25 protein-coding genes are annotated in these 24,052 nt (G+C 54.4%); 8 read left to right on the forward strand and 17 right to left on the reverse strand.

The genetic code is table 11. The features are described 5' to 3' along the window. Window positions 1–7 precede the first annotated feature (7 nt). Entirely contained in the window at window positions 8–682 is a 675-nt protein-coding gene (locus E3E28_RS08920; RefSeq protein ID WP_167914795.1) for an HAD family phosphatase, read from the forward strand. Here the strand turns inward: E3E28_RS08920 and E3E28_RS08925 are convergent. The 3 genes from E3E28_RS08925 to lonB all read right to left on the reverse strand — a co-directional run bounded on the left by E3E28_RS08925 (window position 659) and on the right by lonB (window position 4,743). Beyond that, the gene (locus E3E28_RS08925) at window positions 659–1,999 is read right to left on the reverse strand and encodes a SufD family Fe-S cluster assembly protein (protein ID WP_167914796.1); all 1,341 of its coding nucleotides are present in this window, start codon (window positions 1,997–1,999) and stop codon (window positions 659–661) included. The two genes, E3E28_RS08920 and E3E28_RS08925, sit on opposite strands and share 24 nt — an antisense overlap. Further along, on the reverse strand, window positions 1,996–2,736 hold the full coding sequence (gene sufC, locus E3E28_RS08930; protein WP_167914797.1) for a Fe-S cluster assembly ATPase SufC: 741 nt from the start codon (window positions 2,734–2,736) through the stop codon (window positions 1,996–1,998). Before sufC ends, E3E28_RS08925 begins: the two co-directional genes overlap by 4 nt. Window positions 2,737–2,838: 102 nt before the next feature. Then, the gene (gene lonB / locus E3E28_RS08935; RefSeq protein ID WP_167915379.1) at window positions 2,839–4,743 is read right to left on the reverse strand and encodes an ATP-dependent protease LonB; all 1,905 of its coding nucleotides are present in this window, start codon (window positions 4,741–4,743) and stop codon (window positions 2,839–2,841) included. A gap of 112 nt (window positions 4,744–4,855) precedes the next feature. Here lonB and E3E28_RS08940 point away from each other — a divergent pair, with 112 nt between their 5' ends. The 7 genes from E3E28_RS08940 to E3E28_RS08970 all read left to right on the forward strand — a co-directional run bounded on the left by E3E28_RS08940 (window position 4,856) and on the right by E3E28_RS08970 (window position 8,626). After that, window positions 4,856–5,647: a DUF2666 domain-containing protein gene (locus tag E3E28_RS08940; RefSeq protein WP_167914798.1), complete on the forward strand. Its 792-nt coding sequence runs from the start codon at window positions 4,856–4,858 to the stop codon at window positions 5,645–5,647. Window positions 5,648–5,710: 63 nt separating this feature from the next. Beyond that, entirely contained in the window at window positions 5,711–6,097 is a 387-nt protein-coding gene (locus tag E3E28_RS08945; RefSeq protein ID WP_167728484.1) for a RidA family protein, read from the forward strand. Between the two features lie 24 nt (window positions 6,098–6,121). After that, window positions 6,122–6,490 carry a Mov34/MPN/PAD-1 family protein gene (locus tag E3E28_RS08950; protein WP_167914799.1) on the forward strand — a complete coding sequence of 123 codons (369 nt, stop codon included), beginning with the start codon at window positions 6,122–6,124 and terminating at the stop codon, window positions 6,488–6,490. 55 nt (window positions 6,491–6,545) lie between these two features. Beyond that, window positions 6,546–6,929: a metalloregulator ArsR/SmtB family transcription factor gene (locus E3E28_RS08955; RefSeq protein WP_167915380.1), complete on the forward strand. Its 384-nt coding sequence runs from the start codon at window positions 6,546–6,548 to the stop codon at window positions 6,927–6,929. Continuing rightward, complete coding sequence (locus E3E28_RS08960; protein WP_342764489.1) at window positions 6,922–7,224, forward strand: MazG nucleotide pyrophosphohydrolase domain-containing protein; 303 nt, start codon at window positions 6,922–6,924, stop codon at window positions 7,222–7,224. The genes E3E28_RS08955 and E3E28_RS08960 overlap by 8 nt, the downstream gene beginning before the upstream one ends. Window positions 7,225–7,395: 171 nt before the next feature. Next, a complete protein-coding gene (locus tag E3E28_RS08965; RefSeq protein ID WP_042689512.1) occupies window positions 7,396–7,845 on the forward strand; it encodes an Lrp/AsnC family transcriptional regulator in 450 nt (149 codons plus the stop codon). Between the two features lie 67 nt (window positions 7,846–7,912). Further along, window positions 7,913–8,626 carry a TIGR00297 family protein gene (locus E3E28_RS08970; RefSeq protein WP_167915382.1) on the forward strand — a complete coding sequence of 238 codons (714 nt, stop codon included), beginning with the start codon at window positions 7,913–7,915 and terminating at the stop codon, window positions 8,624–8,626. Window positions 8,627–8,734: 108 nt separating this feature from the next. Here E3E28_RS08970 and E3E28_RS08975 read toward each other — a convergent pair whose 3' ends face one another. The 14 genes from E3E28_RS08975 to E3E28_RS09040 form a co-directional block, all read right to left on the reverse strand. Next, window positions 8,735–9,787: an SPOUT family RNA methylase gene (locus E3E28_RS08975; protein ID WP_167914800.1), complete on the reverse strand. Its 1,053-nt coding sequence runs from the start codon at window positions 9,785–9,787 to the stop codon at window positions 8,735–8,737. Between the two features lie 48 nt (window positions 9,788–9,835). Further along, a complete protein-coding gene (locus E3E28_RS08980; protein WP_342764490.1) occupies window positions 9,836–10,927 on the reverse strand; it encodes an ATP-binding protein in 1,092 nt (363 codons plus the stop codon). A gap of 99 nt (window positions 10,928–11,026) precedes the next feature. After that, a complete protein-coding gene (locus E3E28_RS08985) occupies window positions 11,027–11,629 on the reverse strand; it encodes a 30S ribosomal protein S3ae (RefSeq protein ID WP_099210511.1) in 603 nt (200 codons plus the stop codon). Window positions 11,630–11,644: 15 nt separating this feature from the next. Further along, window positions 11,645–11,905 carry a KEOPS complex subunit Pcc1 gene (locus E3E28_RS08990; protein ID WP_099210509.1) on the reverse strand — a complete coding sequence of 87 codons (261 nt, stop codon included), beginning with the start codon at window positions 11,903–11,905 and terminating at the stop codon, window positions 11,645–11,647. Next, window positions 11,895–13,310 (reverse strand): DHH family phosphoesterase, encoded by a 1,416-nt coding sequence (locus E3E28_RS08995; RefSeq protein ID WP_167914801.1) that lies wholly within the window; start codon window positions 13,308–13,310, stop codon window positions 11,895–11,897. Before E3E28_RS08995 ends, E3E28_RS08990 begins: the two co-directional genes overlap by 11 nt. Before the next feature lie 31 nt (window positions 13,311–13,341). Beyond that, a complete protein-coding gene (locus E3E28_RS09000) occupies window positions 13,342–13,797 on the reverse strand; it encodes a 30S ribosomal protein S15 (RefSeq protein ID WP_167914802.1) in 456 nt (151 codons plus the stop codon). Window positions 13,798–13,918: 121 nt separating this feature from the next. Further along, window positions 13,919–14,416, reverse strand: a complete 498-nt coding sequence (locus tag E3E28_RS09005) for a hypothetical protein (RefSeq protein WP_167914803.1) — start codon at window positions 14,414–14,416, stop codon at window positions 13,919–13,921. Between the two features lie 54 nt (window positions 14,417–14,470). Then, entirely contained in the window at window positions 14,471–17,116 is a 2,646-nt protein-coding gene (locus tag E3E28_RS09010; RefSeq protein ID WP_167914804.1) for a calcium-binding protein, read from the reverse strand. Then, window positions 17,113–17,721: a hypothetical protein gene (locus E3E28_RS09015; RefSeq protein ID WP_167914805.1), complete on the reverse strand. Its 609-nt coding sequence runs from the start codon at window positions 17,719–17,721 to the stop codon at window positions 17,113–17,115. The genes E3E28_RS09010 and E3E28_RS09015 overlap by 4 nt, the downstream gene beginning before the upstream one ends. After that, window positions 17,718–18,143 carry a hypothetical protein gene (locus E3E28_RS09020; protein WP_167914806.1) on the reverse strand — a complete coding sequence of 142 codons (426 nt, stop codon included), beginning with the start codon at window positions 18,141–18,143 and terminating at the stop codon, window positions 17,718–17,720. The genes E3E28_RS09015 and E3E28_RS09020 overlap by 4 nt, the downstream gene beginning before the upstream one ends. A gap of 42 nt (window positions 18,144–18,185) precedes the next feature. After that, the gene (locus tag E3E28_RS09025; protein ID WP_167914807.1) at window positions 18,186–20,603 is read right to left on the reverse strand and encodes a hypothetical protein; all 2,418 of its coding nucleotides are present in this window, start codon (window positions 20,601–20,603) and stop codon (window positions 18,186–18,188) included. Further along, entirely contained in the window at window positions 20,600–21,001 is a 402-nt protein-coding gene (locus E3E28_RS09030) for a hypothetical protein (protein ID WP_167914808.1), read from the reverse strand. Before E3E28_RS09030 ends, E3E28_RS09025 begins: the two co-directional genes overlap by 4 nt. A 95-nt stretch (window positions 21,002–21,096) precedes the next feature. Continuing rightward, a complete protein-coding gene (locus tag E3E28_RS09035; RefSeq protein WP_167914809.1) occupies window positions 21,097–21,975 on the reverse strand; it encodes an AEC family transporter in 879 nt (292 codons plus the stop codon). A 71-nt stretch (window positions 21,976–22,046) separates the two neighbouring features. Then, complete coding sequence (locus tag E3E28_RS09040; RefSeq protein ID WP_167914810.1) at window positions 22,047–23,978, reverse strand: ATP-dependent endonuclease; 1,932 nt, start codon at window positions 23,976–23,978, stop codon at window positions 22,047–22,049. Window positions 23,979–24,052 lie beyond the last annotated feature (74 nt).

Raw genomic sequence — 24,052 nt, forward strand, 5'->3', positions numbered from 1 at the left:
GGTCGTGATGCTTCGCGGTCTAATCTTTGATGTTGACGAAACCCTCGTCTACTACGAGGGCTACACCCTAAAGCGCTGGTACGAGGAGGTCGGAAGGCCGGCGATGGAAAAACTCGGCGTGGTTCTCGACTGGGAGACATTCAGGAGGATTGTGCGGGGCGAACTCTCGCGAACCTACGTCGAGCGCTTTGGAATCGACCACGTCGAGTTCTGGAAGGCCATGGACAGGGCCAACAGGGCGTACCGTGAGAGGCTTCTTCGTGCGGGGAAAATCAAGCCGTTTCCAGACGTTGGGGCCCTTGGGGAGCTGAGAAAACTCGGACTGAAGATGGGGGCGGTCAGCAACGCCTCCCAAGATAACACTGAGCTCGTTCTGAAAGCTTTTGACCTCGATAAGTATTTCGACGTAATCTTCGGGAAGGATTACAGCTATCTCGACGGCGTTAAGCCCAATCCGTACCTAATCAAAAAGGCTCTGAATGTCCTTGGTCTGAAGCCGGAGGAGGTTCTAATCGTCGGCGACAGCTCCAACGACGTTTTGGCTGGAAAAAACGCGGGTATAAAGACGGTGAACGTCGTCCGTTTTGAGAAAGTCCCAGGAGCGGACTACTACGTAAAGGACCTGTGGGAGCTCGTTGAAATGGTGAAAAATTGGGGCTCACATGCCCCCGCTGACCGCTAGCTCTATTATCTTCCTTATCTCGACGAGGAACTCCATCGGGATGTCCTTGAGCATCGGTTCGAGGAAGCCCTTGACTATGAGCTGTGTCGCCTTCTCCTCGTCGAGCCCCCTGCTCATGAGGTAGAACAGCTCCTCCTCGCGTATCTTGCCTATCGCCGCCTCGTGGCTCAGCTCGGCGTCGTCAACTTTGCTGACCAGCCCGGGGTAGGTCTCCATCGTGGCCCTGTCGCTGAGGAGCAGGGCGTCACAGCTTATGTGGCCCTTCGTCTTTGGCGCCTCTGCCCTTATGATTCCGCGCGTTATAACCGTGCTCTCGTCCATTATGACGGCCTTGCTCGCGTTTATTCCCCCGGCACCTTTGCCTTGGAGGTACATCTCACCGCCCAGGTCCACGAACCAGTCCTTCTGGCCGAGAAGAATGCCGTTCAGCTCGACGTAGCCGTTCTCATCAACCCAGTACTTTGGATTTGCGACGTTGCTCCTTCCGGTTCCGAGGCCGACGGTGGTGTTGATGAAGCGCGCCCCCTTTCCTATCCTCGCCCTCGTCATGGGCCTCGTGTGGACGTACTCCGGCCAGTTCTGCAGGACGGTCAGCTGGCCTTTGGCGTTCTCGTGGAAATAAGCCTCGGTCATGTCAAGGTGGAGCGAGTGCTTGACGAGAATTGGAGCGGTACAGCCCTCTATGAGGTGGAACTCCGTGTTCTTCTCTGCGATTATGATTATGTGCGGTGCTTGGGCCAGTGCACTCTCCTGTATCAGGAAGAACAGGTGGAGCGGGAACGGGACCTTGAGGCCCTCCTTGACGTAGAGGAAGATTCCACCGTTCCAGACTGCCGTATGGTAGGCCGTAAGCTTGCTCTCGTCAACGCGGAAGAGCTTGAGGAAGTGCTCCTTGACGAGGTCGGGATACTTTCTCACCGCCTCCTCGGTTGGGAGGACTATCAGGCCCTTCTTGGCCCACTCCTGGAGGAACTGGTTGTAGATAACGCCGGTGTCGGTCTGAACCGCTAAGCCGGCGATGTACTTCTGCTCGACCTCGCTGATTCCAAGCCTGTCAAGCAAAGCTTTCATCTCAGGCGGTAGGTCGTCGAGGCTCTCGATGTTCTCGGGCAGGCCCTCGATTTCGGGCTTCGCTATGAACTGGAGCAGTTCCTCCTCGCTTATGACCGGGTCGTTCAGAGGGGCCCTCTCGAAGGCCTCAAGCGCCTTGTACCTGAGCCTGGTCATCCACTCTGGCTCTTTGTTCCTCTTCGCGAGCTCCTCAATCTGGTTCTCGATTATAGCTTTCGCATCGCTCATGGTTATCGTTTCCGTCATGCTCCCACCTCCTCAAAGATTCCGGCGAAGCCTTCCCTGTCTATCCTGTCGACGAGCTCTCCCCCGCCGGTCCTCACAATCCTGCCGTCCTTCATGACGTGGGCGGTGATTCTGTTCTTGTCGATGTGCTCGAGGATTCTGCCGTAGTGGGTTATCAGGAGTATCGCGGTTCCCCTCTCGTGGAGCTCCTCAATCTTCCTGCTGATTACGCTGAGGGAATCAACGTCAACACCGCTGTCGGGCTCGTCCAGAATCAGGAGCTTCGGCTCGATGAGAACCGCCTGGAGGAGCTCGAGCCTCTTCCTCTCGCCACCGGAGAAGCCGACGTTCACGTAGCGGTGCAAATCCTCTTCCTTAAACCACAGCTCCTTCGCCTTCTCAACTATAAGGTCGTAGGCCTCCACCGGGTCGAGTCCCTTGAGTTCAACCAGAACTTGCTGGAGGAAGTCGATTATCTTAACGCCCTCGACCTCGGGCGGAACCTGAAAGGCCAGCAGAATCCCGCGCTTTGCCCTCTCGTCCGGGCCGAGTCCAGTTATGTCCTCGCCCTCGAAGAGAATCCTTCCGTCCCTGACCTCGTACTTTGGATGACCCGCTATGGTTAAGGCGAGAGTTGATTTACCGCTCCCGTTGGGCCCCATTATGACGTGGAACTCGCCGGGTTTAATCTCGAGGTTGACCCCCTTGAGTATCTCCTTGTCTTCAACGTTTACGTGAAGGTTCTCAACTTTGAGCATTAGCTCACCCCCGTGGGTAACGTAGATGGGACGTTTTTTAAGCATTACTGGACACGGATGTGAATTCCAAGAGGGGGAGAAACGAAAAGTAGAAAAGACCGCTCAGTGGGCGAGCGGAAGGGTCTCGCGAATCTTCCTGAGGAGCTCGTCCTTGGCCGGCGAGTCCTCGAGGGCTATCTCAAGCACCTCGTCAATCCGCTCGACGGGGTAAATCTCTATTTTCTCGGCCTTGTCCGGGCTCAGGAAGACGTCCTTCTCGTTGGCCTTGGGGATTATGACCTTCTTTATGCCGGCCTCGATGGCGGCCTCTATTTTAGGCGTCGCACCGCCTATCGGCAGGACCTCACCGCGGACGCTGAGCGAGCCCGTCATTGCAACGTCCTGCCTTATCGGAATGTTCTCAAGGGCCGAGATGACGGCGGTGGCAACGCTTATGCTCGCGGAGTCACCTTCGACGCCCTCGTAGGTCTGGAGGAACTGGACGTGGATATCGTACCTGCTGATGTCCTCTCCCTTGTAGCGCTTGATTATGGCCGAGACGTTCTGAACGGCCTCCTTCGCTATCTCTCCGAGCTTTCCTGTGACGATTATCTTTCCTTCCTCCTTGCTCGCCGCTGGGGCAACAACGGCCTCAATCGGCAGGACGATACCGCTTTCCTCGCCGATAACTGCCAGGCCGTTGACGCGCCCGATTTCGCTTCCCTCGCTCTTTATGACCTGGTACTCCTTCTTCCTCTCGATGTACCAGTCGGCGAGCTGTTTTTCAAGGGGCTTGGCGAGCTTGAGGGCCTCGAGAACGTCTTCGCGCTCGACGACCTTCTTGCCCTTCTTTATCGCGATGTCTCCTGCGGCCCTGACGATACCTCCGAGGTCACGGAGGCGTAGCGTTAGGTGGCCCTTCCTGCCGGCCCTCTTCTGGGCTTCGCGGACGATTTCCTCGACGGCCTCGCGAGTGAAGTGCGGAATCTTGCCGTCGCGCTTTACCTCCTGGGCAACGAACTGGACGAGCTTTCTCCTGTTTTCTATCGTGTCCGGCATCGTGGTGCGCATGTAAACCTCGTAACCGTAGCCCCTAATCCTCGAGCGAAGCGCGGGATGCATCTTCTCTATCGTGTCAAGGTTTCCGGCGGCAACCAGTATGAAGTCACAGGGGACCGGCTCGGTCCTCACCATGGCACCACTCGAGAGCTCGCTCTGGCCCGTAATCGGGAACTTCTTCTCCTGCATCGCGGTGAGGAGGCTCTGTTGCATCTTGAGGGTCAGCGTGGCTATCTCGTCTATGAACAGGACACCCTTGTGGGCGCGGTGTATCATTCCCGGCTCAACGCGTTCGTGGGCGGGGGTTCCGAGACCGCCTGACTGGAACGGGTCGTGTCTGACATCCCCAAGCAGTGCACCGGCGTGCGCTCCCGTTGCGTCTATGAACGGGGCCTTGGTTCTTCCGCAGTTGTCAACGAGGAGCTTGGGGACGAGGACGGTGTTCTTGAAGCGCATGTTCGAGAGCGCCATCATGGTGAGGATTATGACGAAGATTCCCATGAGGAGCGTCGTTGCCGTGAACTGCAGGAAGAGGGCGAACATGACGGTGAACATGACGAAGAGCAGTATGTAGGACTTCATGCTCTCCTGGCTCTTTGCCTTCTCACGGTACTTCTCGACTATCCGCCTCCCCTGACAGGCCGGAACGGTCTTGATTTTGGGCATGTTCTCGTCTTCCGGGTTCGGGAAAACGAGAATGTCCTCGAGGTTCTCCGTCGGAAGGAGCTCCGCCATCGCCTGGCCGAGCATTGACTTGCCCGTTCCCGGTTCACCGATTAGGAGAACGTGCCTCCTCTGAGTTGCTGCCGTTTTTATGACCTCAACCGCGTGGTCCTGTCCGATGACCTGGTCTATGAGTTTCTCGGGAACCTTGATTTCCTCGGTCGTCTCGAACTCGACGCCGAGGTCTAGATTTTCCCCGTACTCGCGCGGGAGGGGTTTTTCCTTAACCATCTCCTCCTCGCCCATCTCCTTTCCCTCTCTCATCTCTAAGACCCAATGAACCGGGCGATTTATAACCTTTTTCGACGTCGGTGGAAAAAGATAAAAGCCCGGACGAGAACTCAAATCAGGTGAGAGCATGAAGGTTGAGGAGCACGTTGCGTTCACGGCCAAACATCGCGACTGGAGCGTCGCCAAAAAGCTGACCGATATGGAGAACGAAGAGATAGCGCACTTTTTGGCTGGAGTTTCAAACACGGTCAACGCGAGGGTTGGTGGCTACCTGAGCGATGCAATAGACGTTGAGGGCGTGAAGGCCCTCGCGGAGGAGCTCAGGAAGGACTCGCTGGCCGATACCGTCGTTGCCCTCAAGTCCCCCGGAACCGCGAGAAAGCTCGGCAACCTCGTGAACGAGACCGACAAGAAGCTCAGGAAGCTCCTCGTGGATGTCGCCAAGGCCTACCTCGTCAGGGAGACGCTCAGGCCCCTCGTTCCAATCGATTACCCCGAGGGAATCCTCGAAGGCGTTGACGTGGAGTTCCCCTTTGAGGAGCCACACGTCAACTTCACCGCGAAGCACGGGCGCTGGATAGTCGTCAAGAGGCTCATCATAGACGAGAAAACTCCAATGCTCGACGTGGCAAGACTGCTCGCGAGCATAAACGAAACCGCTACCCTAAAGCTTCCCGTTTACGCTGACATAGACGTAGAGGGAATCAAGGAGGAGTTCTCGGCCTTCAAGAAGGTCAAGAAATCGGACATTCCAAAGGTCATAGAGGTTTACGAGGCGTTCGAGCCTTCACTCTACGCTGATGAACCCTTCGAGGAGCACGCGAGGGTTTACGCCCTCAGAATAGCGCTCGAGAAGATAGGCCTCAACCTTGACGTTCCCGCCAAATCCCTTGAGAAGTACCTCGAAAAGAAAGGATGATGAGGCCGAGGACACCCGAGGAAACGATGAGGAATCTTCGCTTCGCTGACGGAGGTGATTGAGATGGAGAAGAGGGTTGTCTACACGGAGAAGGCCCCCAAGCCGATAGGGCCCTACAGCCAGGCGATATTGGTCGAGGGCGGAAAGTTCCTGTTCGTCTCAGGCCAGATACCGATTGACCCCGAGACCGGGGAGATAGTGGGCGAAACCATCGAGGAGCAGGCAGAGAGGGCCATAAGGAACATGCTGGCGATAGTTGAAGAGGCCGGTGGAAGCGCTGAGAACGTGGTCAAAGTTACCGCCTTCCTCAGCGACATCAACGATTATCCAAAGTTCAACGAGGTCTACGAGAGGTTCTTCTCAAAGGCGAAGCCCGCCAGGGCGGTCGTTGAAGTGGCCAACCTGCCCAAGGGCGTCAAGGTTGAGATTGAGTGCATCGCCGTCCTCTGATTCTTTCCCTTTTGAGGTGGAAGTATGAAGGTAAGGATTAGGCGCGAGCTCTTCGAGTACCTCCTTCAGCTCGCGAGGAGCGCGTATCCCAACGAGTTCGCTGGTTTCCTGAGGGAGAAGGACGGAATCTTCGAGGAGGTTCTGATAGCCCCGAACCCGCACGCGGGGCCAAGGAGCATATTCTTCGACACGTGGATGCTCCCCTACGACGAGAGCATCAAGGGGACGGTTCACTCGCATCCGAGCCCGGCTCCGTGGCCGTCCGAGGGCGATTTGGAGTTCTTCTCGAAGTTCGGCGGGGTTCATCTCATAATAGCGTGGCCTTTCACGGAAGATAGTGTAAGGGCCTACTCGAGCGACGGCGTTGAGTTGCCAATAGAGGTTGTAGATTAAGTTTCATATGAAAAGTTTTATTAATCCCTGATGCATTATCCATTCGGTGATGCACGTGAAGGTCAGGGAGCTCTTTGAGAAGCTCGACGAAAGGCAGAAGAAGACCGTTATGAGGTGCGTCGAGAGGTGTGGAATCCCCGAGCTCGATGCAGACGTTGAGCCCTCCGTGGACGATGAGGCCGTGAAGTTCCTCAAGGTCCTTTCAAACCCGCTCAGGCTTGCAATTCTCAAGCTCCTCCGCGACAAGTGGCTCTGCGTGTGTCTAATTTCGGAGGCCCTCGAGCAGGACCAGACCCTCATAAGCCACCACCTGAGGACGCTCAAGTCCCTCGGCCTCGTCGAGGAGAGGAAGGAGGGAAGAATGCGCTTCTACAAAGCAAAGAGGGACGTCCTTGAAGAGTACCTCGCCAAGGTCAGGGGGGAACTCCTCGGTGAATGAATGGCAGAAGCTCGTTGACGAGCTAATTCAAGAACTCGGTGGTTATTGGAAGCCCTTCGAGATGTTCACCGCACTAACGGAGGAACTTGGTGAGCTTGCAGACGCCATGCTCGGCTACGAGGGAATCAAAGGAAAAGCCGACGAGGAAAAACTCCGTGAGGAACTTGGCGATGTTCTCTTCGCCCTCCTCTGCATAGCCAACCACTACGGGATAGACGCGGGAGAAGCCCTCAAGCTGAGCGTTGAGAAATACCGTGCAAGGGATTCCAAATCAGAGAGTTCGAAAACTCGGTAATTATGCCTGAGTAAAAGCCTTCTGTCTTAACACTTTGTTCTACATTTTTCCCCGCAGTCTCCGTTGCATCGGCGCTTTAGAATAACCGAATGACCGATAAATGCTTTCAAAAACGAAATATTTTTATAGGAGTTGGCAAACTCTCCCAGTAACTAAAACGGAGGTGAGCAAATGAGCGATAAAATAACCGCCGTTGACCTTCGGATTTTGAAGTTGCTCGCCAAGAACGCCCGTCTCACTTACAAGGAGCTTGCCGAGCTTCTCGGTACCACGAGGCAGAGGATATCCAGGAGAATGAACCGCCTCGAGCAGAACGGCGTCATCCTGAAGTACACCGTTATCCCCAACTATGATGCCCTCGGTTATATACATGTTATCCTCGGTGTTACTGTTAGGCCGGATGTGGACGTCGGTGAGCTAATCGCTACCCTCAAGGAGGACGAGAACGTCAAGATAATCCAGCGTGCCCTCGGTTCCCACAACCTGGTTCTGCACATAATCGGCCCGAAGGACATGAGGGAACTTGAGAAGATTATAGCGGAAGTCACCAAGAAGATACCGGGAATAGAGCACCTTGACATAACCTTCGTCACCGAGACCGTCAAATTCGAGGCCCTCTGATTTTTCTTCTACCTCGTTAGGGGAAAGTGTAATAAACCCCCTTCATAACTCACCCCAGGTGTCAGGGATGCTTGAGAGGCTCATCACTGACGTTGCAGTCGTTGCAGTGCTTGGCGTAGGCTCGTACAAGTTCGGGGCCCTTGACGGAAAGGGGGCGGTCTCGGCATCCCTACTCGGTCTGGCCGTCATCGAGCTCGGTGGCATTTATCCATTCCTGGCGCTCCTCGCCTTCGTGGTCCTCGGTGTTCTTGCAACCAAATACCGCTACGATGAAAAGCGGAAGAAGGGCGTTGCGCAGTCCAACGGGGGTGTAAGAAGCTGGGGCAACGTGATTGGCAACGGCCTTGCGGTGGTTCTTTTCCTCCTTCTCGAGAAGCTCTCCATGATGGACACCTTCTGGGCGGCGACCTTCTCGGCGATAGCGACCGTGAACGGTGACACCTTGGCGAGTGAACTCGGAAAGGTCTTCGGCAGAAAGCCGAGGCTCATCACAAACCTTAAACCTGCAAGGCCGGGAACCAACGGAGCAATCTCACTCGCCGGTGAGCTCTTCGCCCTCCTTGGTTGCCTGGTGATAGCGCTGTTTGCCCTCCCGCTGACGGCCCACAAAACTCAGATGTTCCTGGCCGTTGTGCTCGGTGGTTTCATCGGGGTCAACCTCGACAGCCTCATAGGGGCGACGCTTGAGAACAAGGGTGTTACCGACAACAACTCGACGAACTTCCTCGCGAGCCTGCTCGGTGGCCTCGCCGGAGCGGGGATATTCTACCTCCTTTCGTGAGTTTTAAGAACCTCTTCTCCAGAAACCGAAACGGCGGATGATGACTACGGCGGATTCCCGAGCGGTGAGGACGACCTTAGGGTCTGACGCCAGAAAAAGAAAAGGGGGTCACTCCCCCTTCTCGTTCTCCCTCAGGAACTCCTCGTAAACCTCCCATAGGGAAACGAGCGTCGCCGGAATGCCGTGCTCTGTGGCGAAGGTCATATACGGGGCCAAGTCGACAACGTAGTCAGCGAACCGGAACAGACCGCGCGGGATTCCCTCGCGCGAGCCGATGAAGACAACTACCTCCCTCGCGTGGTGCAGGTCCCTGGCGAGCTCCTCCTTGACCTCTGCCAGGGTCGGTCCCTTCGGGTCTGTGATTATGAGCAGTCTCTTGTTCCTCCTCTTGTCGCGAATCACCTGGTAGAGGTCCCAGAGCGAGACTGGAACCTTCTCCACCTTCCAGGGATAGGCCTCGCGCTGTATCTTGTAACGGCTCTCCTGGCCTGCCTTGACGCCCCTCAGGAACTCCATCAGCTCGAAGGCGTCCATCTTCTCCTTGGGCGCTATTATGAGCTCCTTGACCTCGAAGGCCTGTGCCGCGCGACCTATCTTCTCGCCGAACTTCCTGCAGGCTTTATAATCGCCCCAGTAGGGCATCTGAACTATCGTCAGCTTCCTGAAGAGCTTCCTCGCGTCAATCTTGTCTGGAGTGTACTTCCTGTATTCCTCGCCGGGGAGGACGGAGATGTAGGCTTTGTCGCCGATTATCTCGACCTGGACGACCTTGTCGGGCCAGCTGAGGTTCACGTCGGCGTTGGTGAGTTCCTTGATTTTGGCCCCAAGAACCCGGTTCACATCTATGCTCGAGAAGTCGTGCTTCCCGCGCCTCTTGGTTTTGACGGCGTAGGTCTCGTTCTCGCCGATGAGGTGTGCAATCTTCTCGGCGCTCTCGGCTATCTTATCGAGGTCGGCCTCGGTCTCGACCAGAACCGGAATCACCCTCTCGACCTCGGGAATCTCGAGGAGCTTTTCGAGGGCATTTTCATCGGCCTCAACTAAAACCAATCCCGTGTAGCCCATCGGCGCAATCCAGACCTCTGCATCGGGGATTGCCTCCCTGATGTAGTTGCCGGCAACGGCCTCCATGTCGCGCTGGGTCTTGACGAGGAACTTCATTCTCTCACCCCTCTGGAGTTGGAAGGGCTTTTAAAAAGGTTCTCGATTTCAAAGCTCCCTGAAAACCCTCTCAAGAACAGGGTCTGGGATTCTATACCCTTCCCCCGTCTTCTCAACGTAGCCAGACTTAACGAGGTTCTCCAGGAGCGCCGAAAAGTTGGAGTCGTTGATATAGCCGAGCTTCATCGTCACGTAGTCCTTGATGTCCCTCCAGCGGGAATAGCCGAGCGCTACCGCCTTCAGAATCACCCGATAGCGCGGGCTGTATGAGAACAGCCTTGAGAGCTCCCTGCCGACTACCGTTCTGGCTTCCTTCAGAACCTCCGCGATGGCATCGTCATGACCGAGGTTGCGGGTTGTCCTGACGTATCCGTAGAGGGCAAGCCAGCCGGGTATGCCGTCGAGTTCCTCTACGGCCTTCTTAAGTTCATCGTCTCCCACCGGGACACCTGCCTCCTCAAAGCCTCTCCTGAGGAACTCCTCGCTCAGCTCGGGCGGGAACCTCTTGAGCTCGATGTCGTGGTGGTACCTGCCGAAGAGGGGCGCGTCCGGGTCGTGAAACTTTAGGAAATCGAAGAGCAGACCGACCTCTGAGCCGGTAAGTACGAAGGTTAGGTTTTCAAGGTTGTCCACGGCGTAGGCTATTATGCCGTCGTACCTCGTTGCACCGCCGAACCTGAGGTACTGAGCCTCGTCGAAGGCTATAATCAACCGACCTTTTCTCTCCCCATATTCGTTGAGGGCCTCGAGCAGTTCCGTGAGAGAGAAACCCTTGGGGGAAACTTCAATCCTCAGGCCCGAAACGGCTATACCGCGAATTCTTGAGAGAAAATCCTTGAGCTCCTCCAGAAGCCGACGTCTGCCTTCCAAAGACGAGACAATCGCCCTTCCTATCGCGTACCTGCTCACGGAGGAATACTCGGAATAAGTCTTTCTCACGTCAACCTTCACCGAAGGATAAGGAAGCTCGTTGAGCGCGACGTTGAGGAGCGAGCTTTTGCCAAGTCTCCTGATGCCCAACAGCAGTATAAGCCTCTCCCCGCGCTCAACGGCGTGTTTAATCTCTCTCAGCTCCTCATCTCTGTCAAAGAGTTCCTCCCGTTTGGTCTTTGGATAGGGTGAGAACAGCACAACTTGCACCCCCGCAAGTTACTTGTAGGGGTGCAAGTTAATAAGCCTTTTGGAACGCGTGGGTAATTTGCCAGAGAGGAACCAGAAAAGAGATTTTTCAGGAGGCCATCAGGCCTCCGGCTCGGCGAGAACCTTAATCTTCCTAACCTCGGCGCGCTTAATCGGGTATATCTTCCTCGCTTCCTTGGCAATCTCTTGGGCAATCTGGCCGTTGACAGACTGGAGGACGAAGTCGGCGAAGTTGAGTTCCTCGGCCTTCTTGTAGATGATGTCCTGCATTATCTTCCTTATGGCCCTCTCCTGGCTGGTCTGAATGCGCCTGTAGGCGATAACCATGCCCATAACGCGGAGCTTGTAGCCGTCCTTGGTGGTGATGTTGAAAATTCCGTCAACGCGAGTGGTTCTTCTCCTGACTAGACTCCTTATGTAGCTCCTCGCGAGGGTGTGGCCCTTGAACTTGGTGTAAGCGTTCTGGCCCTTGACGTCGTAAACCTGGAAGTAGAGCTTGACGTGGCTCTTGGTGAAGTCACCGGTGAGGTCCCTAAGGGTCGTCTCGATAACCCTTCCAACGACCTTCTCCGGCTCGTCGGCCGGGGTGAGGCCAATCTCCTTGCTTCCGAAGAACTCCGGAGCGTAAATCACGAACCAGTCTTTCATCTTCCACTTATCCTTGGTAGCGGCTGCCCTACGCCTTGGGTTACCCCTTGCCATCTTAACACCTCCAATTCACACCTTTTCGGTCATTTCCTCGGCGACCTTGACCGAAAACACCAAATCATCGAGCGCTTTGATGAGGGTCTCAATCTCACCCGAGTATTTAACCTTTGTTATGACGTCTCCATCAACCCATCGGGTTCGCACATTTAAACTTTTCTTTAGCTCCGCCGGCATGGCCTCATTGTCGACCTCTATCGCCTCCGCTATTGCCCTGGCCTTGAGTTCATCGCCGTAGTGCCACCGTATCTCAACGTTCGCCTCAATCCTCATTTCTCTTCACCTGCTTCGCCAGCGCTTCGTTGAAGTACCTGATGAACTCGTCTATCCTGCCCTTGGGGAACCTTATGCCCGCGGCAATGGCGTGGCCACCGCCTTCTCCACCGAGCTTCTCGGCGACCTCCTTCAGGGCCTCTCCAAGGTGGTAGCCCTTCTTAAGGGCCTTCTCGGTCGTCCTGGCCGATGCTTTGACGAGGTTCTCGTCCTCCTCGCTGTCCGCTATCACAACGACGGGCTTCTCGGGATTTGCCAAACCGGCGTTGATGGCCATGTTCGCCACTATGCCCACGAGTGTGTCGCGGATGTTCTTGCCGGCGTAGAAGACGTAGGCGTGCTCGCCTTCCTCGGCCATGCTCCAGTTCTGAATCAGAAACTTCCTCGCCTCTATCTGCTCCCTCTTGTAGTCCTCGAGCATCTTCCTGGCCTTCTTGTATGCGTCTTCATCGCCGAGGCATATCGCCACTCCGAGCGTTCCCGCGTTTAAACGGCCAGTAGCGTTGAGGAGTGTCGCGAACTCCCTCGCCTCGTGCCTGACGTCGCCCTCGGGATAGAGCGGGCTTATCACCACGTCGCCGATGAGCCTGTCTATTGCCTCCTTCGGCGCGGAGTGCTTTATCATGTGGACGAGCAAAGCCTCGTGGAGCTTCCGTTTTTCCTCCTCGCGGAGTTGCCAGTAGTGGACTTCCGGGTCGAAGCCCCTCGCGCGGAGCCACTCGATTGCCTTCCTCTCGTCGCCGGTAATCTCCGGTATTTCGGGATTGGTCGCGTAAGCCAACATCTGGTAGAGCGGTCTGCTCTCCCTGCCGAAGAGCCTCAACTCTTTTCTGACCTCGAGGATTCCGAGCTTTTTGCCGTCCTCAAGGATTTCAAGGTTGAGGCCGTGGAAGGTGCCGTCTATCTCCTGCATGTCTCCAACCGCGCCAACGGTCGCTACGTAGGCCAAATCCCTGTTCTTCCCGTCCATCTCCCTGGCCAGAAAGTAGGCGACGCCGGAACCGCTCAAATCGCGGACGCTGTTGGCCCCGAAGGGAACCGGGTTGATGAGAACCTTGGATTCACTCGAGAAGTCTCCCTCCGGCGGGTGGTGGTCGGCCACGACGACCGTCCCGTCGAGCTTCTTCTCAATCAGCTCTATAGAACCGCTTCCGAGGTCGCTGAAGACGTATATCTCCCTGTTCTCCCGCGCGAGCTCGTCGATGAGTTCTTCGCTGACCTGCTTGACGATGCTGAGCTGAAACCTTCCGCCTTCCCTCGCTATCGCTTTGGCCAGAATAGCGCCGGCGGTAATCCCGTCCGCGTCGCGGTGCGAGATTAGCCTTATGGTGTGACCTAACTCGATGTGCATCTTAATAAGCTCGGCTCCCTCGCGAACCCTCTCCAGAAAGGCTTCCCTGTCCACGGGGCATCACCAAGGAAGAAGAAGGAGAGGGTCAGCGAACGAGGAGCTTTGCCTGCTCCGGGTCGTAGCGCCACTTCGCCGGAAGCTTTCCGGTTCTCCTGTAGTACTTGACGAGGCGCCTAATCTTGCTCTCGGTGAGCTGGAGACCGCGCCTTGAGTGCTTGTCCTTGGGGTGCTGTTCAAGGTGCTTCCTGAGGTTGACGGCCTTCCTGATGAGGGCCATGAGGTCCTCAGGGTACTCGGGCGCGAGGCCGTTCTCCTCAAGAATCTTGGTTATCTTCTTGCCTGTGACGAGCTTAACGCTCGGTATGCCGTACTGGTCACGGAGAATCGTTCCTATCATGGCGGTGCTGTAGCCCTCTTTCCTGAGCTTAACGACGAGAGCCTCAACCTCCTCGGCGGTGTACTCCACCCAGGTCGGCGGAGCGGTCCTTGGAGGCTTCTTTGAGCCTGACTTACCCCTCTTTCTCGCGTGCATCCTTGCCATACAACCACCTCCCGGTGACGGCCAGCTCCCGCCAGCCGCCCCTTCGCGTTGGGAATTGAGAATGGATTTAAAAACCTTTGCCCGGAACTGCCCCTCCCGGAGCGGGGAAAAATTGAAAACACTAAAAAACCCAAATCCTCGCTTCTCTGTACTCCCTGAAGGGCATCGTCAGGAGGAGTGGCTTTATCTTCTCGAACGTTTCCGTCGGAACGTAGAACTTCACCGAGCCGTTGGGGGCTTTAAGCTCGACCGGGGTCTGACCGTTGGCCTCGTTGCCGAGGAAGCCCTTTCCGCGCTTTATGGAGGTCTCCTCAACCCTCGCCACGAAGCTCCTCTCGCTCTCCCTCGCGTAGTCATCGGCGCGCTCTATGAAGTCCGGCGGAAGTTCAAGGGAGGAGAGGTACCTCTCAACGGCCTCTTGGTACTCCTGACCCGCCTGGAAGGCGACGTACATGGATAGGCTTGCCCCTCCGTACATGAGTCCCCTGTTCAGGGCGTCGCCCCACGTTCCCTCCTTCATTCTGATGTAGTAGACCTTATCTCCCACAACGGCCCATATTCCAAACTTGGGTCTTCCCCTCGCTATCTCCTGAACTGGAACTATCAGCTGTGGCTCCATCGGTCTTCACCCTTCGCCTCTGTTTGAACGACGTAAAAAAAAGAAAGGACCGCGTCAGTCAACGTCGTAGGCGTAGCCCCTGACGGAGAAGCTGTAAACCCTGCAGCCGAAGTCATTGCAGGCCTTAACAGTCACGTGGTAGGTCGTCTCGTGCCTTCTGGCTTCGAGCTCGCTCTCGTCCGCGTACTGGACTGCCTTCTCGGTGACGTAGTCAAAGGTGGCATCGATGAGCTTCTCCTTGACCCAGTCGAGCAGGCCCTCCTTGAAGGCCTCCTTCGAGAACTTCTTGGAGTCGCGCGCGTCAATGCCCTCCTCCGCCGGCGCGTCCTCGTCCTCGGGAATAAAGGCCTCGACACCGCCAACGATTGTCTTTACCCCCTTGGCCGTTGCGACCATGCCGTAGACTATCTTCGAGCCTATGCTCCTCGCCTCGACCATCTTCGCCGTCAGGACGCCGATGTCCTTCCCGGTCTTCATGACCTCAACGCTGTCCTCGTACTTCGTGTAAACGGTTCCAACGTCGCCTTCACCCGGAACGGTGTAGCGGTGGGGCACTATCCTCGCGTAGAAGAACCTCAGGCTTCTCGTGGTTCCGAAGTTGATTGTCCTCTTCTCCTGTCCGTTGACGAGGGCCCCGGGGACGGTTATCGTCACGTTCTTGCAGAACCGGCACTCGAACCGTAGCTTTCCGACGTCGAGGTTCTCGTCCCACGTCGCGTTGAGGAGCCTCACCACTGGGTCTGTCCGGTACTTCGCCTCGATGTTGAAGGTGTAGAAATATCTCTTCCAGTCGCCGTAGTTCAGCTCAACGTTAAAGGATACAAAGGAGAACCCAATCTCGGTCAGGTTCGTGAAGGTTATCGTGTACGTGCCGTTGGCTCCCTCAACGCGGTCATCGTCGTTGCCGTAAATGCTTATGTAGCTGAGATTGTACCGCTCTTCCCGCCCTTCCGGGTAGATGACTGTAACCGGGGGAGCTTCAATCCGGAACTCCGCTGTGTCGCCGTCAAGGACCACCGTTATGAACCCGTCGGGCTCTATCTCTCTTCCGTTCAGCAAAAACTTCACATCGTGCTCTACCTTTGGCTTCGGCGGTTCCGTTAGCTTGTCCTCGACCTCCCCGTACTTCGGCACCTCTATCGCCGGCGGGGCCTTCGGGTGGGACAGCGGGTCGGTCGGGTCCGTTCCTTCCTTCCATTCCACGAAGTCCGAGAATCCGTCGCCATCGGTGTCTGGTTTCGTTGGGTCCGTTCTTATCGAAATCTCCTCGAAGTCCGTCAATCCATCGTCGTCGGTGTCCGGCTTCCTCATGTCGGTGTGCCACCACGTAACTTCGGCGTTATCGCTTATCCCGTCCCCGTCGCAGTCCTGGAAGTAGGCGCAGGAGTCCCCTTCGATTATTCCGTCGGAGTCAAGGTCCTGCGCGCTCGATGAACCTGTGGAAGATTTGTAAACCTCGGTAACTCCCTCCGGGACTACTGGAACAACGTCAACCGAGTCCAGAAGTCCATCACCGTCAGTGTCCGGGTTTGCAGGGTTTAGATGAGTAATACGCATCTCCGTGATGTTTGCGAAGAAATAGGCGTATTCAAAGTTCACCTCCTCGCCGTCGCTCAAACCATCACCGTCGGTGTCTGGGGAGAGCGGGTTCGTTGCCGGCGGGATAAAGCAGACCTGGCCTTGGTACTCAAAGTAGGAATCGTCTACGATGGGTTCAGGATAGGCTGAGAGCAGGTAGTCGTAGTTCTGGGCGCAGACCATGCTCCACGTCAGGCTGTAATCGAGTGTCCAGTTGTAGTAATATGCGAGTGTATCGGTTATAACGACCCAGTCAGGAGTTGCGTTGTGGTAGGCGTAATACGCGAGCTCCGGGAGGATCTCCTTGAGGTCGCTCAGTCCATCGCCGTCGGTATCACCTGCCAGCGGATTCGTGCCGAGCCTGACCTCCCAGCCGTCGTAGAGGCCGTCATCGTCGGAGTCTATCTCCACCGGGTTCGTCCCGGCTTCCAGCTCGTCCCTGTCGTTCAGCCCGTCCCCGTCACAGTCCGGGCTCGTGAAGCAGATGTAGAACTTCTGACCGTTGAGGAGGGGGCTCGGGTGAGAATCGCCGTCCATTTCATACGCCGAATACGGGTCGACCGTTGGGTGATACGAGCCATCGTAGGGCAGAATCTCGTTGCCGTCAACTATTCCGTCGCCGTCCCAGTCGGAATTCAGGTAGAACGGCCTCTCCCATGCCTCCTTCCAGGCCGTCGTCATCTTGACCTCGAAGTAGTCGTCTATCCCGTCGCCGTCAGTGTCCCAGGAAGTTGGGTCCGACGGGGGCAACTTGACTCCGAAATCGCCGTAGACCTCGAACTTGTCGCTCAGGTGGTCACCGTCGGTGTCCGGGCTCCTCGGGTTCGTGCCGTAGAAGGCCTCGATGGCATCGCCCAGGCCATCGAAATCGGTGTCGCTCAGAAAAGGACTGCTCCCGAACTTAAGCTCGAAGCCGTCTGAGAGACCGTCGCCGTCGCTGTCGGGGTTGGCCGGGTTGAGGTGGTAAACCATACCGTAGTGGGTCTCGTTGTAGGCCAGCTCAAATGCGTCGCTCAGGCCGTCCCCGTCGGTGTCGAGGTAGGCCGAAGAATCGGCGACTGCTGGCACTGGCCGGGCCAGTGAAGCCAGTAGGAGGAAGATGAGAAGGAGCGTCTTCTTCATTTTCCTTCCTCCGTCCAGACGATTTTGCAGGAGTCCCCTGCGAGGAAAGTGATGTAGTCCCTCTCGACGGCCTTCTCCTGTCCGTCTTTGACGAGAACGGCGCTGTAGTGGTAGGAGCACGCCACGAGGTTCGTGCTGATGACGGAGCAGTTGGGCTCGCTTACGCTCAGCTCCCTGAAGTCAACCGCCCGGTAGAGGGCCTCGTGAAGCTCGACGAGGGACCCTTCGTCCACGACGCTCAGGTCGAAGAAACTGCTGACGTTCTTCTCGTCCTTAACCGCCGAGTAGTAGGCCTTTATCAACCCGGGTGCCTTCGAGAGGCAGTCGAAGGTCGAGTCCGGAACGAGGGAGGCGTTCACCGCGAGGGTTCTGTTGAAGACCTCCGCCGTCACGACCCCGCTGGGCTTTTCCTCGACTCCAGCCGGCGTTTCCCCGGTCTGCGTCTGTTCGCCGGTTCCCGTTGAAACGGAAGGCGTGCTCGACGAGCCCGTTCCGGTCGCGCCCTGCTCCTCATCGGGGGTTCTGGTTGGGCTCTGGGCCGTACAACCGCTCGCGATGAGAACGCCAACGACGAGGAGCACGAGCAGAAGTCTTACCGCCCTCACTTCAGAATCTCCCCCTCTTTCTCAAGCATCTTCTCGTAGTTGGCGAGCGTCAGCCTTATCTCGACCTTGTCATCGAGGCCTTTCTCCATCTTCACGATGTCGCTTTCGCGCCGGTAGTCGAACCAACCGCGCTCTTCCTCCTCGTCCTCGTCGTAGTAGTCCTCGTAGCGCTCGATGTACTCGATGAAGACCCTCTTCACCTTAGACCTTCGTATGAGGCCTACCTCCTTCTCCGCCACGTAGACTCTCGAAATCTCCCACCACCAGTCCTGGTTGCCAGTCCTTATCTTAATCTCCGGCCGGTACCTGCTCAGGACGTTCCACTTCTCCGCGAGCTCTCCGGCCCTGAGCTTGAACTCCTTGTGCCGTATGTTTTTCACGATTGTTGATGTTGCCTTCTTCAGGGAATCCATAAACCCCATTTCATCTCACCTTCCGGGTCTTGAAATTTGAAAAAAGAAAGTTCACCATCTCCTGTGGTTGGGTCCAAGGAGGACGTAGAAGTCGTTTCCGGCCCAGGCGTAGTAGTAGTTCGCGTGGTAGCTGACGTGGCAGTAGCACTCGTCCTCACCGTAGACGTAGTCGGGCGTGAATGGAACGCTGAAGGACTGGTCGAGCGTCAGGTTGAGGTAGTACACCCTGTTGTCGTTCTCGTCATAGTAGTAGCCGGTCGTCACGTTGTATAGGGCTATCCTCCCGTCGAAGCCAACGGCCAGCTGGGTGTCGTAGGTGTTGTACATTATCGAGAACGTTTTGGCTCCGGAAATCGTAACTGTTGCCGGGTATACCTCGACTACCGGGACGTAGATGTCGTTGGAATCGTATTTGCCCGTCAGCTCAATCCAGGTGAAGCGGTCACCGTTGTATATCACCGCGTCCTCTGTGTAGTGCTGGTAGGCGAACTTTCCGGGGGCGTTGGTGAGCAGGGTGTAGAGCTTTCCGGCCCCGTACTTGTAGTAGCCGGCGACGTCGTAGAGGTAGAGGCCGGTCTCGGTTCTTATCAGCAGACCTTCTCCGTACTTCATCGGATAAACTGCCACGATGTCCTCGGGGAGCGTTATCGACTTGGGTGTGACCGCGGGCAGTCCATTCTGGCGGGCGTCGTAAAGCTGGTCGCTCGTGTAAGCAATCACGTAGAGCGTTTTACCCTTCCAGGCCGTGTAGTAATAGTTGCTCCTCCTCGCGAGGGCGGTCACGCCGTCGGCGTCTATGTTCCAGCTCACGTAGCCGGTGGTTTCGTAATACCGGATTTTGCCCTTTGGCGTGTCCTCGCTCTTCAGTTCGTTGTCGTAGATTAGGTAGAGTTTTCCGTCGGTTCCCGCGAAGAAGGGCTCGTCGGAGTCGTAGATGTTGATTGAGATGTCCTTTGGCGTCGCGGGGAGAACATAGACGGCGCTCAGGCTGTACTTGTTGATGTCTTCACCGCTGTAGTACAGGTTCCTTATCTCCCCGCCCCTGACCCTAACGAGGTAATTCCCGAAGGCGAAGTAGACGTCGGGAAGCCCTGCCGAGGCGTACGAGGCCCATCCCATCCAGTCGTGAACGTTCCTATAATCCGGGCTCTTCAGCAGGTGAATCTTCACGCCCTTGAGGTCTCCGAAGTTAACCTCCTCGAAGGTGAACGATTCGAGAACGCCCTCAAGGTTCAGCTCCCCCGGCGCGGAGGTAGACGTGCCCGTCTCGCCCGTCGTCTCCGTTCCCGTGCTCTCACTCAGCTCCTTTCCAACGCTGAAGGTGTGCTCGCCCTTGAGCTCTGAAACGGGAACGACGATGTGGGCGAAGCCCCTGCTCCACGCCACCCCGATTTCAAGCGTGTTGTCGTCGGGCTGAACGAGTTTGACGTCGAGAACGAGGTCGGGGAAGGTTATGGTCCCGACGTAGTGGTACGCGCTGTCCTCGCCAAGCTCGTAGAGGTAGAGCTTGTTCCCGTACGCGAGCGCGAGGTAGAACCAGCTGAGCGATGCCGATGACGGCCGTTTCTCAACCTTCAGAGGCTCGCTCACGTAAACCGCGTCGTCGTCCCAGTCGTAGTAGGTCGTGACGACCGAACTTGAGTCGCTTGAGTACAGAACCACGCTTCCAACTTCGTCGTGGTCGTTCGAGACAATCTGCCAGCTATCATCGCCGAGGCCGGAATCGTGGACGTTGAGGTCGGGGTCAACGTAGTAGAACCCGCAGGTGGTCCCCATGTAGAAGCCCGCGATGGTCCCTTCTCCAAAGGCCGGGTGCATAGAGAGGATTGTGCAGTCAAAGGTGTACTCCTCGCTCTCGGCGTTTCCACTCTCAAAGGTCGTGACGGTGAGGTTGTCCTCAAAGGACGTCACTATCGCGAGCTTTCCCCCTATCACCGTGGTCGCGTAGGCAAGTACACCCTTCTTTTCGCGGTACTTGTTGAGGGAGCGCAGGTAAACGCGAACGACCCCGTTCTCCCAGCCGATGTACTTGTCATCGTCAAGCCGTATGAAGTCGAAGAGGTCGCCAACCACCCTTCCGGCCTCAGTGTAAACCCCATCGTCCCTGAGCTCGAAGTAGTAAACGTTCTTTCCGACCTGAAAGACCACGTTGCTGGCGGAAACCTCGTCCGGCGATGCCTCCCAGTTGGCGCTCGTCTTCGCGAAGTCCGCGGGCTTGTCAATGACTATGACTTCCACCTCGGCGTTCGTGCCCGACAGCGAACCCGTGTGAAGGGAGTAGCCAAGTTCTTCCGTCGGCTCAAGGTTGAGGCTCTGGTAGGCCCAGGGCTCTGTCTCCGGGCTTTCTCCGGGCGCGGTCGTTGAACTGGTCGCGGATTGGCTCTCGGTGGTTGGCGTGTTGGTTCCGCCCATACAGCCGGCGGATAGAACCACAAAAACGAGAAGGATTGCAATCAAAACCCTCTTCATGACACCACCCCAAGAAAACGCGGTCCGGAGGGTAATCCCACGGGAAGGCCGAGAAGAGCTGTTTTAGTTCCCCACAAACGACATGCTTGGTTTTTTCGTTGGCATATGGCTCCATCGGGGTCGGGATTGTTGGGAGGGGCCCGCGAAACGATGATGTCATGAGCATTGGGGAGTTGGGGGAGTTCATACTCCCCTTCCGCGCCATCCTGGAACTTCAAGAGCCCATCGGACGGACGTTCGAGGAACTTAATGAGAGCGGATTCGGGGTCAGGGCTATCCCCGTCGTTTCTTGGGGCCACCTCACGCCCCGGTTCCTGCGAATACCCGACGTAGACCGTCCCGGCGACGGCCCCGAGAACAATCAAAATGACGACCGCCACCGCAACTGCCTTCCTCATGGGAAGCCCTCCAAAGAACTAAACGGTACCAGCGCCGGTATTAAATTAACTTGGCCCAGGGGATATATTATCCTTTCCTTAGGTCGCCCTAATTCTCAAATCAGAAAGCGCAGGGCGACGAAGAGCCCAATGACGAGGAGAGTGAGAACGAAGGTTACGCTTATCGCTTCCTCGGCCTTGAGCCTGTACTGAGCTAAAATCGCGTTGGCCGCTATTGCTGGGGGCATGCTCGCCTCGACGAGAACCGAGTAAAAGACCTCGGGCTTGGCCCAGCGGAGGGTGAGGAAAACGAAGGCGAAGGGAATCGCAATCCTGAAGGTTCCAACTTCCAGGAGCTTTCTGACGTCGAAGGCCCTCAGCGTTATCCTCGAGCCGAAGTAGATGAGGAGGAGCGGTATGCTGAGCCAGCCGATTGTTTTTATCGGCTCGATGATTCCGGCGGGGAGCTTTACCCCCGCTACCACGAGTGCCAAAGCGATTAAATTGGCCAGCGTTGGCGGGAACTTGAGGGCCTTCAGAAAGCTCTCCCTGACGCTCGCGCCCCCGCTGGAGTAGTGTGCCGCTATGAAAGTCACAATCGGAATGACTATCATCGAGTTGGTCGTCGAGTAGAGTATCGCCGGCGTTATGTCGCTGAGGAAGAGGCTCGCGATTGGAAAGCCCAGCGCGGCGGTGTTGGGGTAGATAGAGAGCACCATCAGCGCGCCGGCCCAGGGGTCGTCCTTGAGCTTGAAGCGACCGTAGAGGTAGGACGTTGACAGGCTTATGCCGATGACGAGGAAGACGTAGAGGAAGACCGTCTTTATGCTGAGTAGATAGGCCAAATCCTTGCTCGCGACGTTGCCGAAGATAAACAGGGCGAGCAGAACGTCGTTGACCAGAATCCGGAGGTAATCGAAGGGCTTCTCCGATTTAATCAGCCTTTTGAGAACGTAGCCCAGAGCTATGAGCGCGAGCATCTCGGCGATGTTCATGGTTAGAACTAAAGCTCAGCGTTTAAAAAAATATTGAGATATTTGAACTTGAATAGCTAGTGAATATAATCTCAGTGAATATAATCGAACTCATCACTAAATTCCGGTTCAAATCCACATTTTCTTATTGCTTTTTCAAGTATCTCCCTAAATTCAGATGGGACTTTTTTCTCTTTAAGCATCATTTCAAATAGTTTTGGGGTTATCTCCGCTTTTTCGTCATTCCATTTTTTACGAGATAGTAGCTTGTCAACACTCTTAACGATATCTTGGCAAGGAGATATTGTCATAGCTTTGAGCTCATTGTGTTTTTCTTCTAGCTTTCTTAATCTAGCCTCTATTTTTTTGAAATAATTAAAATATTTTCTTTCAAAATACTTTTCAATTTTATTCCCAATGTCTCTAGGGTGATCTTTGAGTTTAGTTTTATATTTAGAGTTAATGTATCCTTCAGTGAAGTATTTTTCGATAATTTCAGGCAAAATATAATTTTCGATTTCTCTCTTTTTGAGAATATGGACAGTAATCCCATATTTTTCAAATTTTTCTTTTATCTCAAGCTTTTTAGGTTCCGGTTTGCAATTTCCATTGTCATCAATTTCACTTCCATCGGAATCTACAACAATAATTGCATTGGGAGTTAATGAAGCAAATCCATTAGACAAAAGTGTATCAGATAAATCATAAATATTATTTCCTCCTAAACTAATAATTGCAATATTATACTCTTCCCACTTAGGGCATATTGCTTTTGCGATTTTGTTGAATACTTTAATCTCCGTTTTTCCTTCAACATAAATAATACCGTTTGATAGGAATAAATCACTTGGAGCCGCTCCAATTTCCTCAAGGATTTCAGATAACCCTTCAGCTTTCTCGAATGTTTTAATCTTTGTTTCTCCATTTTCTCTCTGTATGAGCCATATTGATTTTAAATCACTTCTATCCACGAATATTGTTGAATGAGTTGTTAGGAGAACCTGAGCCTCGTTGCTTATACGTTTTAATGCATAGAACATCTTTTTCTGAGCCTCTGGATGTAAATAAAGTTCTGGTTCTTCAAAGAGGATTATATAACCCTTTCCTGCACCAATCTCCGCCCATGCTCTAAACATAGCCAAAAGAAATTCACTTCTAAGGCCTGCACCTCTCTGTTCAAGTGGGACACCATTTGGCAAGTGTTTATCTTTGATTCGTATTCTAGGACTAAAGTTAATTTGGAGCTTATTTGGTTCAATTTCTATTTTTTCAATTGAATCACTAAATACAGCCATTTCAGCTAAAATAATTTCTTCTAACTTTTTGGACTCTTTACGGATTGCATCTTGAAGCTCTTTTTTTAGTTCTACTATACTTTTCTGTTCATTATCCCGGTTTTTTTCACTTTGTTTTTCTAGAATTGGAGAAAGAAGCTTAGACATTAAAAAACCAGATTTTTGTGTTGTTTCCTCAATTACATCTCTTATTGCCGAAATGTAGATAACCTCGGGGAGAGCGTGCAGTATTGTGCGGATAAGACCTTTATTTTCAATTTTAGTCCATTTATTTTTACTTTCGTCAAAATACTCTACAACAGTCTCCCCCTTATAATTACGCCCTTTAAGCTTTTCTTTTTCAAAAATCCTTTTTATTTTTATCTTACTGTTCTTGGGGTTCTGTTTATAAGATTTATTAAAAAACGCTTCAAGTCCTTGTCCTCTTGGGAGGTTACCGCTAGAATTTATGCCTCTCATAATCTCATCATTGTCAGTAACATCAAATATTAAAGATATTTCAATGTTTTCATTGGTATTTTTATGGAAATCTTCTTTAGTTACTCTCACATTCTCCAAAACTATCCTGATTGCGTTTAAAATGTTTGACTTTCCAGCATCGTTTTTTCCGATGATTGTAACAAAGTTTTCAATCTCCTGATATTCTTTATCCTCTGGAAGCTCTTTGATGGATCTATAGTTCTTAATTTTTAAACCAATTAATCTTAAAGTACTCATGTAATCCCCCAATAGTCATTTTACTTAAACTACTTAAAAATTTTTAGTACCCTTTCAGAGTCTTCAGTCTTCGAAAGAATTATGAA

The organism is Thermococcus sp. 21S9 (genome assembly GCF_012027635.1).
GTDB lineage: Archaea > Methanobacteriota_B > Thermococci > Thermococcales > Thermococcaceae > Thermococcus.

What these genes read in the sequence shown, in the direction of transcription:
- E3E28_RS09030 (WP_167914808.1), bottom strand. Translation starts at nt 21,001, where the DNA reads ATGAGGAAGGCAGTTGCGGTGGCGGTCGTCATTTTGATTGTTCTCGGG.
- E3E28_RS08965 (WP_042689512.1), top strand. Translation starts at nt 7,396, where the DNA reads ATGAGCGATAAAATAACCGCCGTTGACCTTCGGATTTTGAAGTTGCTC.
- E3E28_RS08950 (WP_167914799.1), top strand. Translation starts at nt 6,122, where the DNA reads ATGAAGGTAAGGATTAGGCGCGAGCTCTTCGAGTACCTCCTTCAGCTC.
- E3E28_RS09010 (WP_167914804.1), bottom strand. Translation starts at nt 17,116, where the DNA reads ATGAAGAAGACGCTCCTTCTCATCTTCCTCCTACTGGCTTCACTGGCC.
- E3E28_RS09035 (WP_167914809.1), bottom strand. Translation starts at nt 21,975, where the DNA reads ATGAACATCGCCGAGATGCTCGCGCTCATAGCTCTGGGCTACGTTCTC.
- E3E28_RS09005 (WP_167914803.1), bottom strand. Translation starts at nt 14,416, where the DNA reads ATGGAGCCACAGCTGATAGTTCCAGTTCAGGAGATAGCGAGGGGAAGA.
- E3E28_RS08940 (WP_167914798.1), top strand. Translation starts at nt 4,856, where the DNA reads ATGAAGGTTGAGGAGCACGTTGCGTTCACGGCCAAACATCGCGACTGG.
- E3E28_RS08985 (WP_099210511.1), bottom strand. Translation starts at nt 11,629, where the DNA reads ATGGCAAGGGGTAACCCAAGGCGTAGGGCAGCCGCTACCAAGGATAAG.
- lonB (WP_167915379.1), bottom strand. Translation starts at nt 4,743, where the DNA reads ATGGGCGAGGAGGAGATGGTTAAGGAAAAACCCCTCCCGCGCGAGTAC.
- E3E28_RS08970 (WP_167915382.1), top strand. Translation starts at nt 7,913, where the DNA reads ATGCTTGAGAGGCTCATCACTGACGTTGCAGTCGTTGCAGTGCTTGGC.
- E3E28_RS08945 (WP_167728484.1), top strand. Translation starts at nt 5,711, where the DNA reads ATGGAGAAGAGGGTTGTCTACACGGAGAAGGCCCCCAAGCCGATAGGG.
- E3E28_RS08920 (WP_167914795.1), top strand. Translation starts at nt 8, where the DNA reads ATGCTTCGCGGTCTAATCTTTGATGTTGACGAAACCCTCGTCTACTAC.
- E3E28_RS08925 (WP_167914796.1), bottom strand. Translation starts at nt 1,999, where the DNA reads ATGACGGAAACGATAACCATGAGCGATGCGAAAGCTATAATCGAGAAC.
- E3E28_RS09025 (WP_167914807.1), bottom strand. Translation starts at nt 20,603, where the DNA reads ATGAAGAGGGTTTTGATTGCAATCCTTCTCGTTTTTGTGGTTCTATCC.
- sufC (WP_167914797.1), bottom strand. Translation starts at nt 2,736, where the DNA reads ATGCTCAAAGTTGAGAACCTTCACGTAAACGTTGAAGACAAGGAGATA.
- E3E28_RS09000 (WP_167914802.1), bottom strand. Translation starts at nt 13,797, where the DNA reads ATGGCAAGGATGCACGCGAGAAAGAGGGGTAAGTCAGGCTCAAAGAAG.
- E3E28_RS08975 (WP_167914800.1), bottom strand. Translation starts at nt 9,787, where the DNA reads ATGAAGTTCCTCGTCAAGACCCAGCGCGACATGGAGGCCGTTGCCGGC.
- E3E28_RS08990 (WP_099210509.1), bottom strand. Translation starts at nt 11,905, where the DNA reads ATGAGGATTGAGGCGAACGTTGAGATACGGTGGCACTACGGCGATGAA.
- E3E28_RS09020 (WP_167914806.1), bottom strand. Translation starts at nt 18,143, where the DNA reads ATGGGGTTTATGGATTCCCTGAAGAAGGCAACATCAACAATCGTGAAA.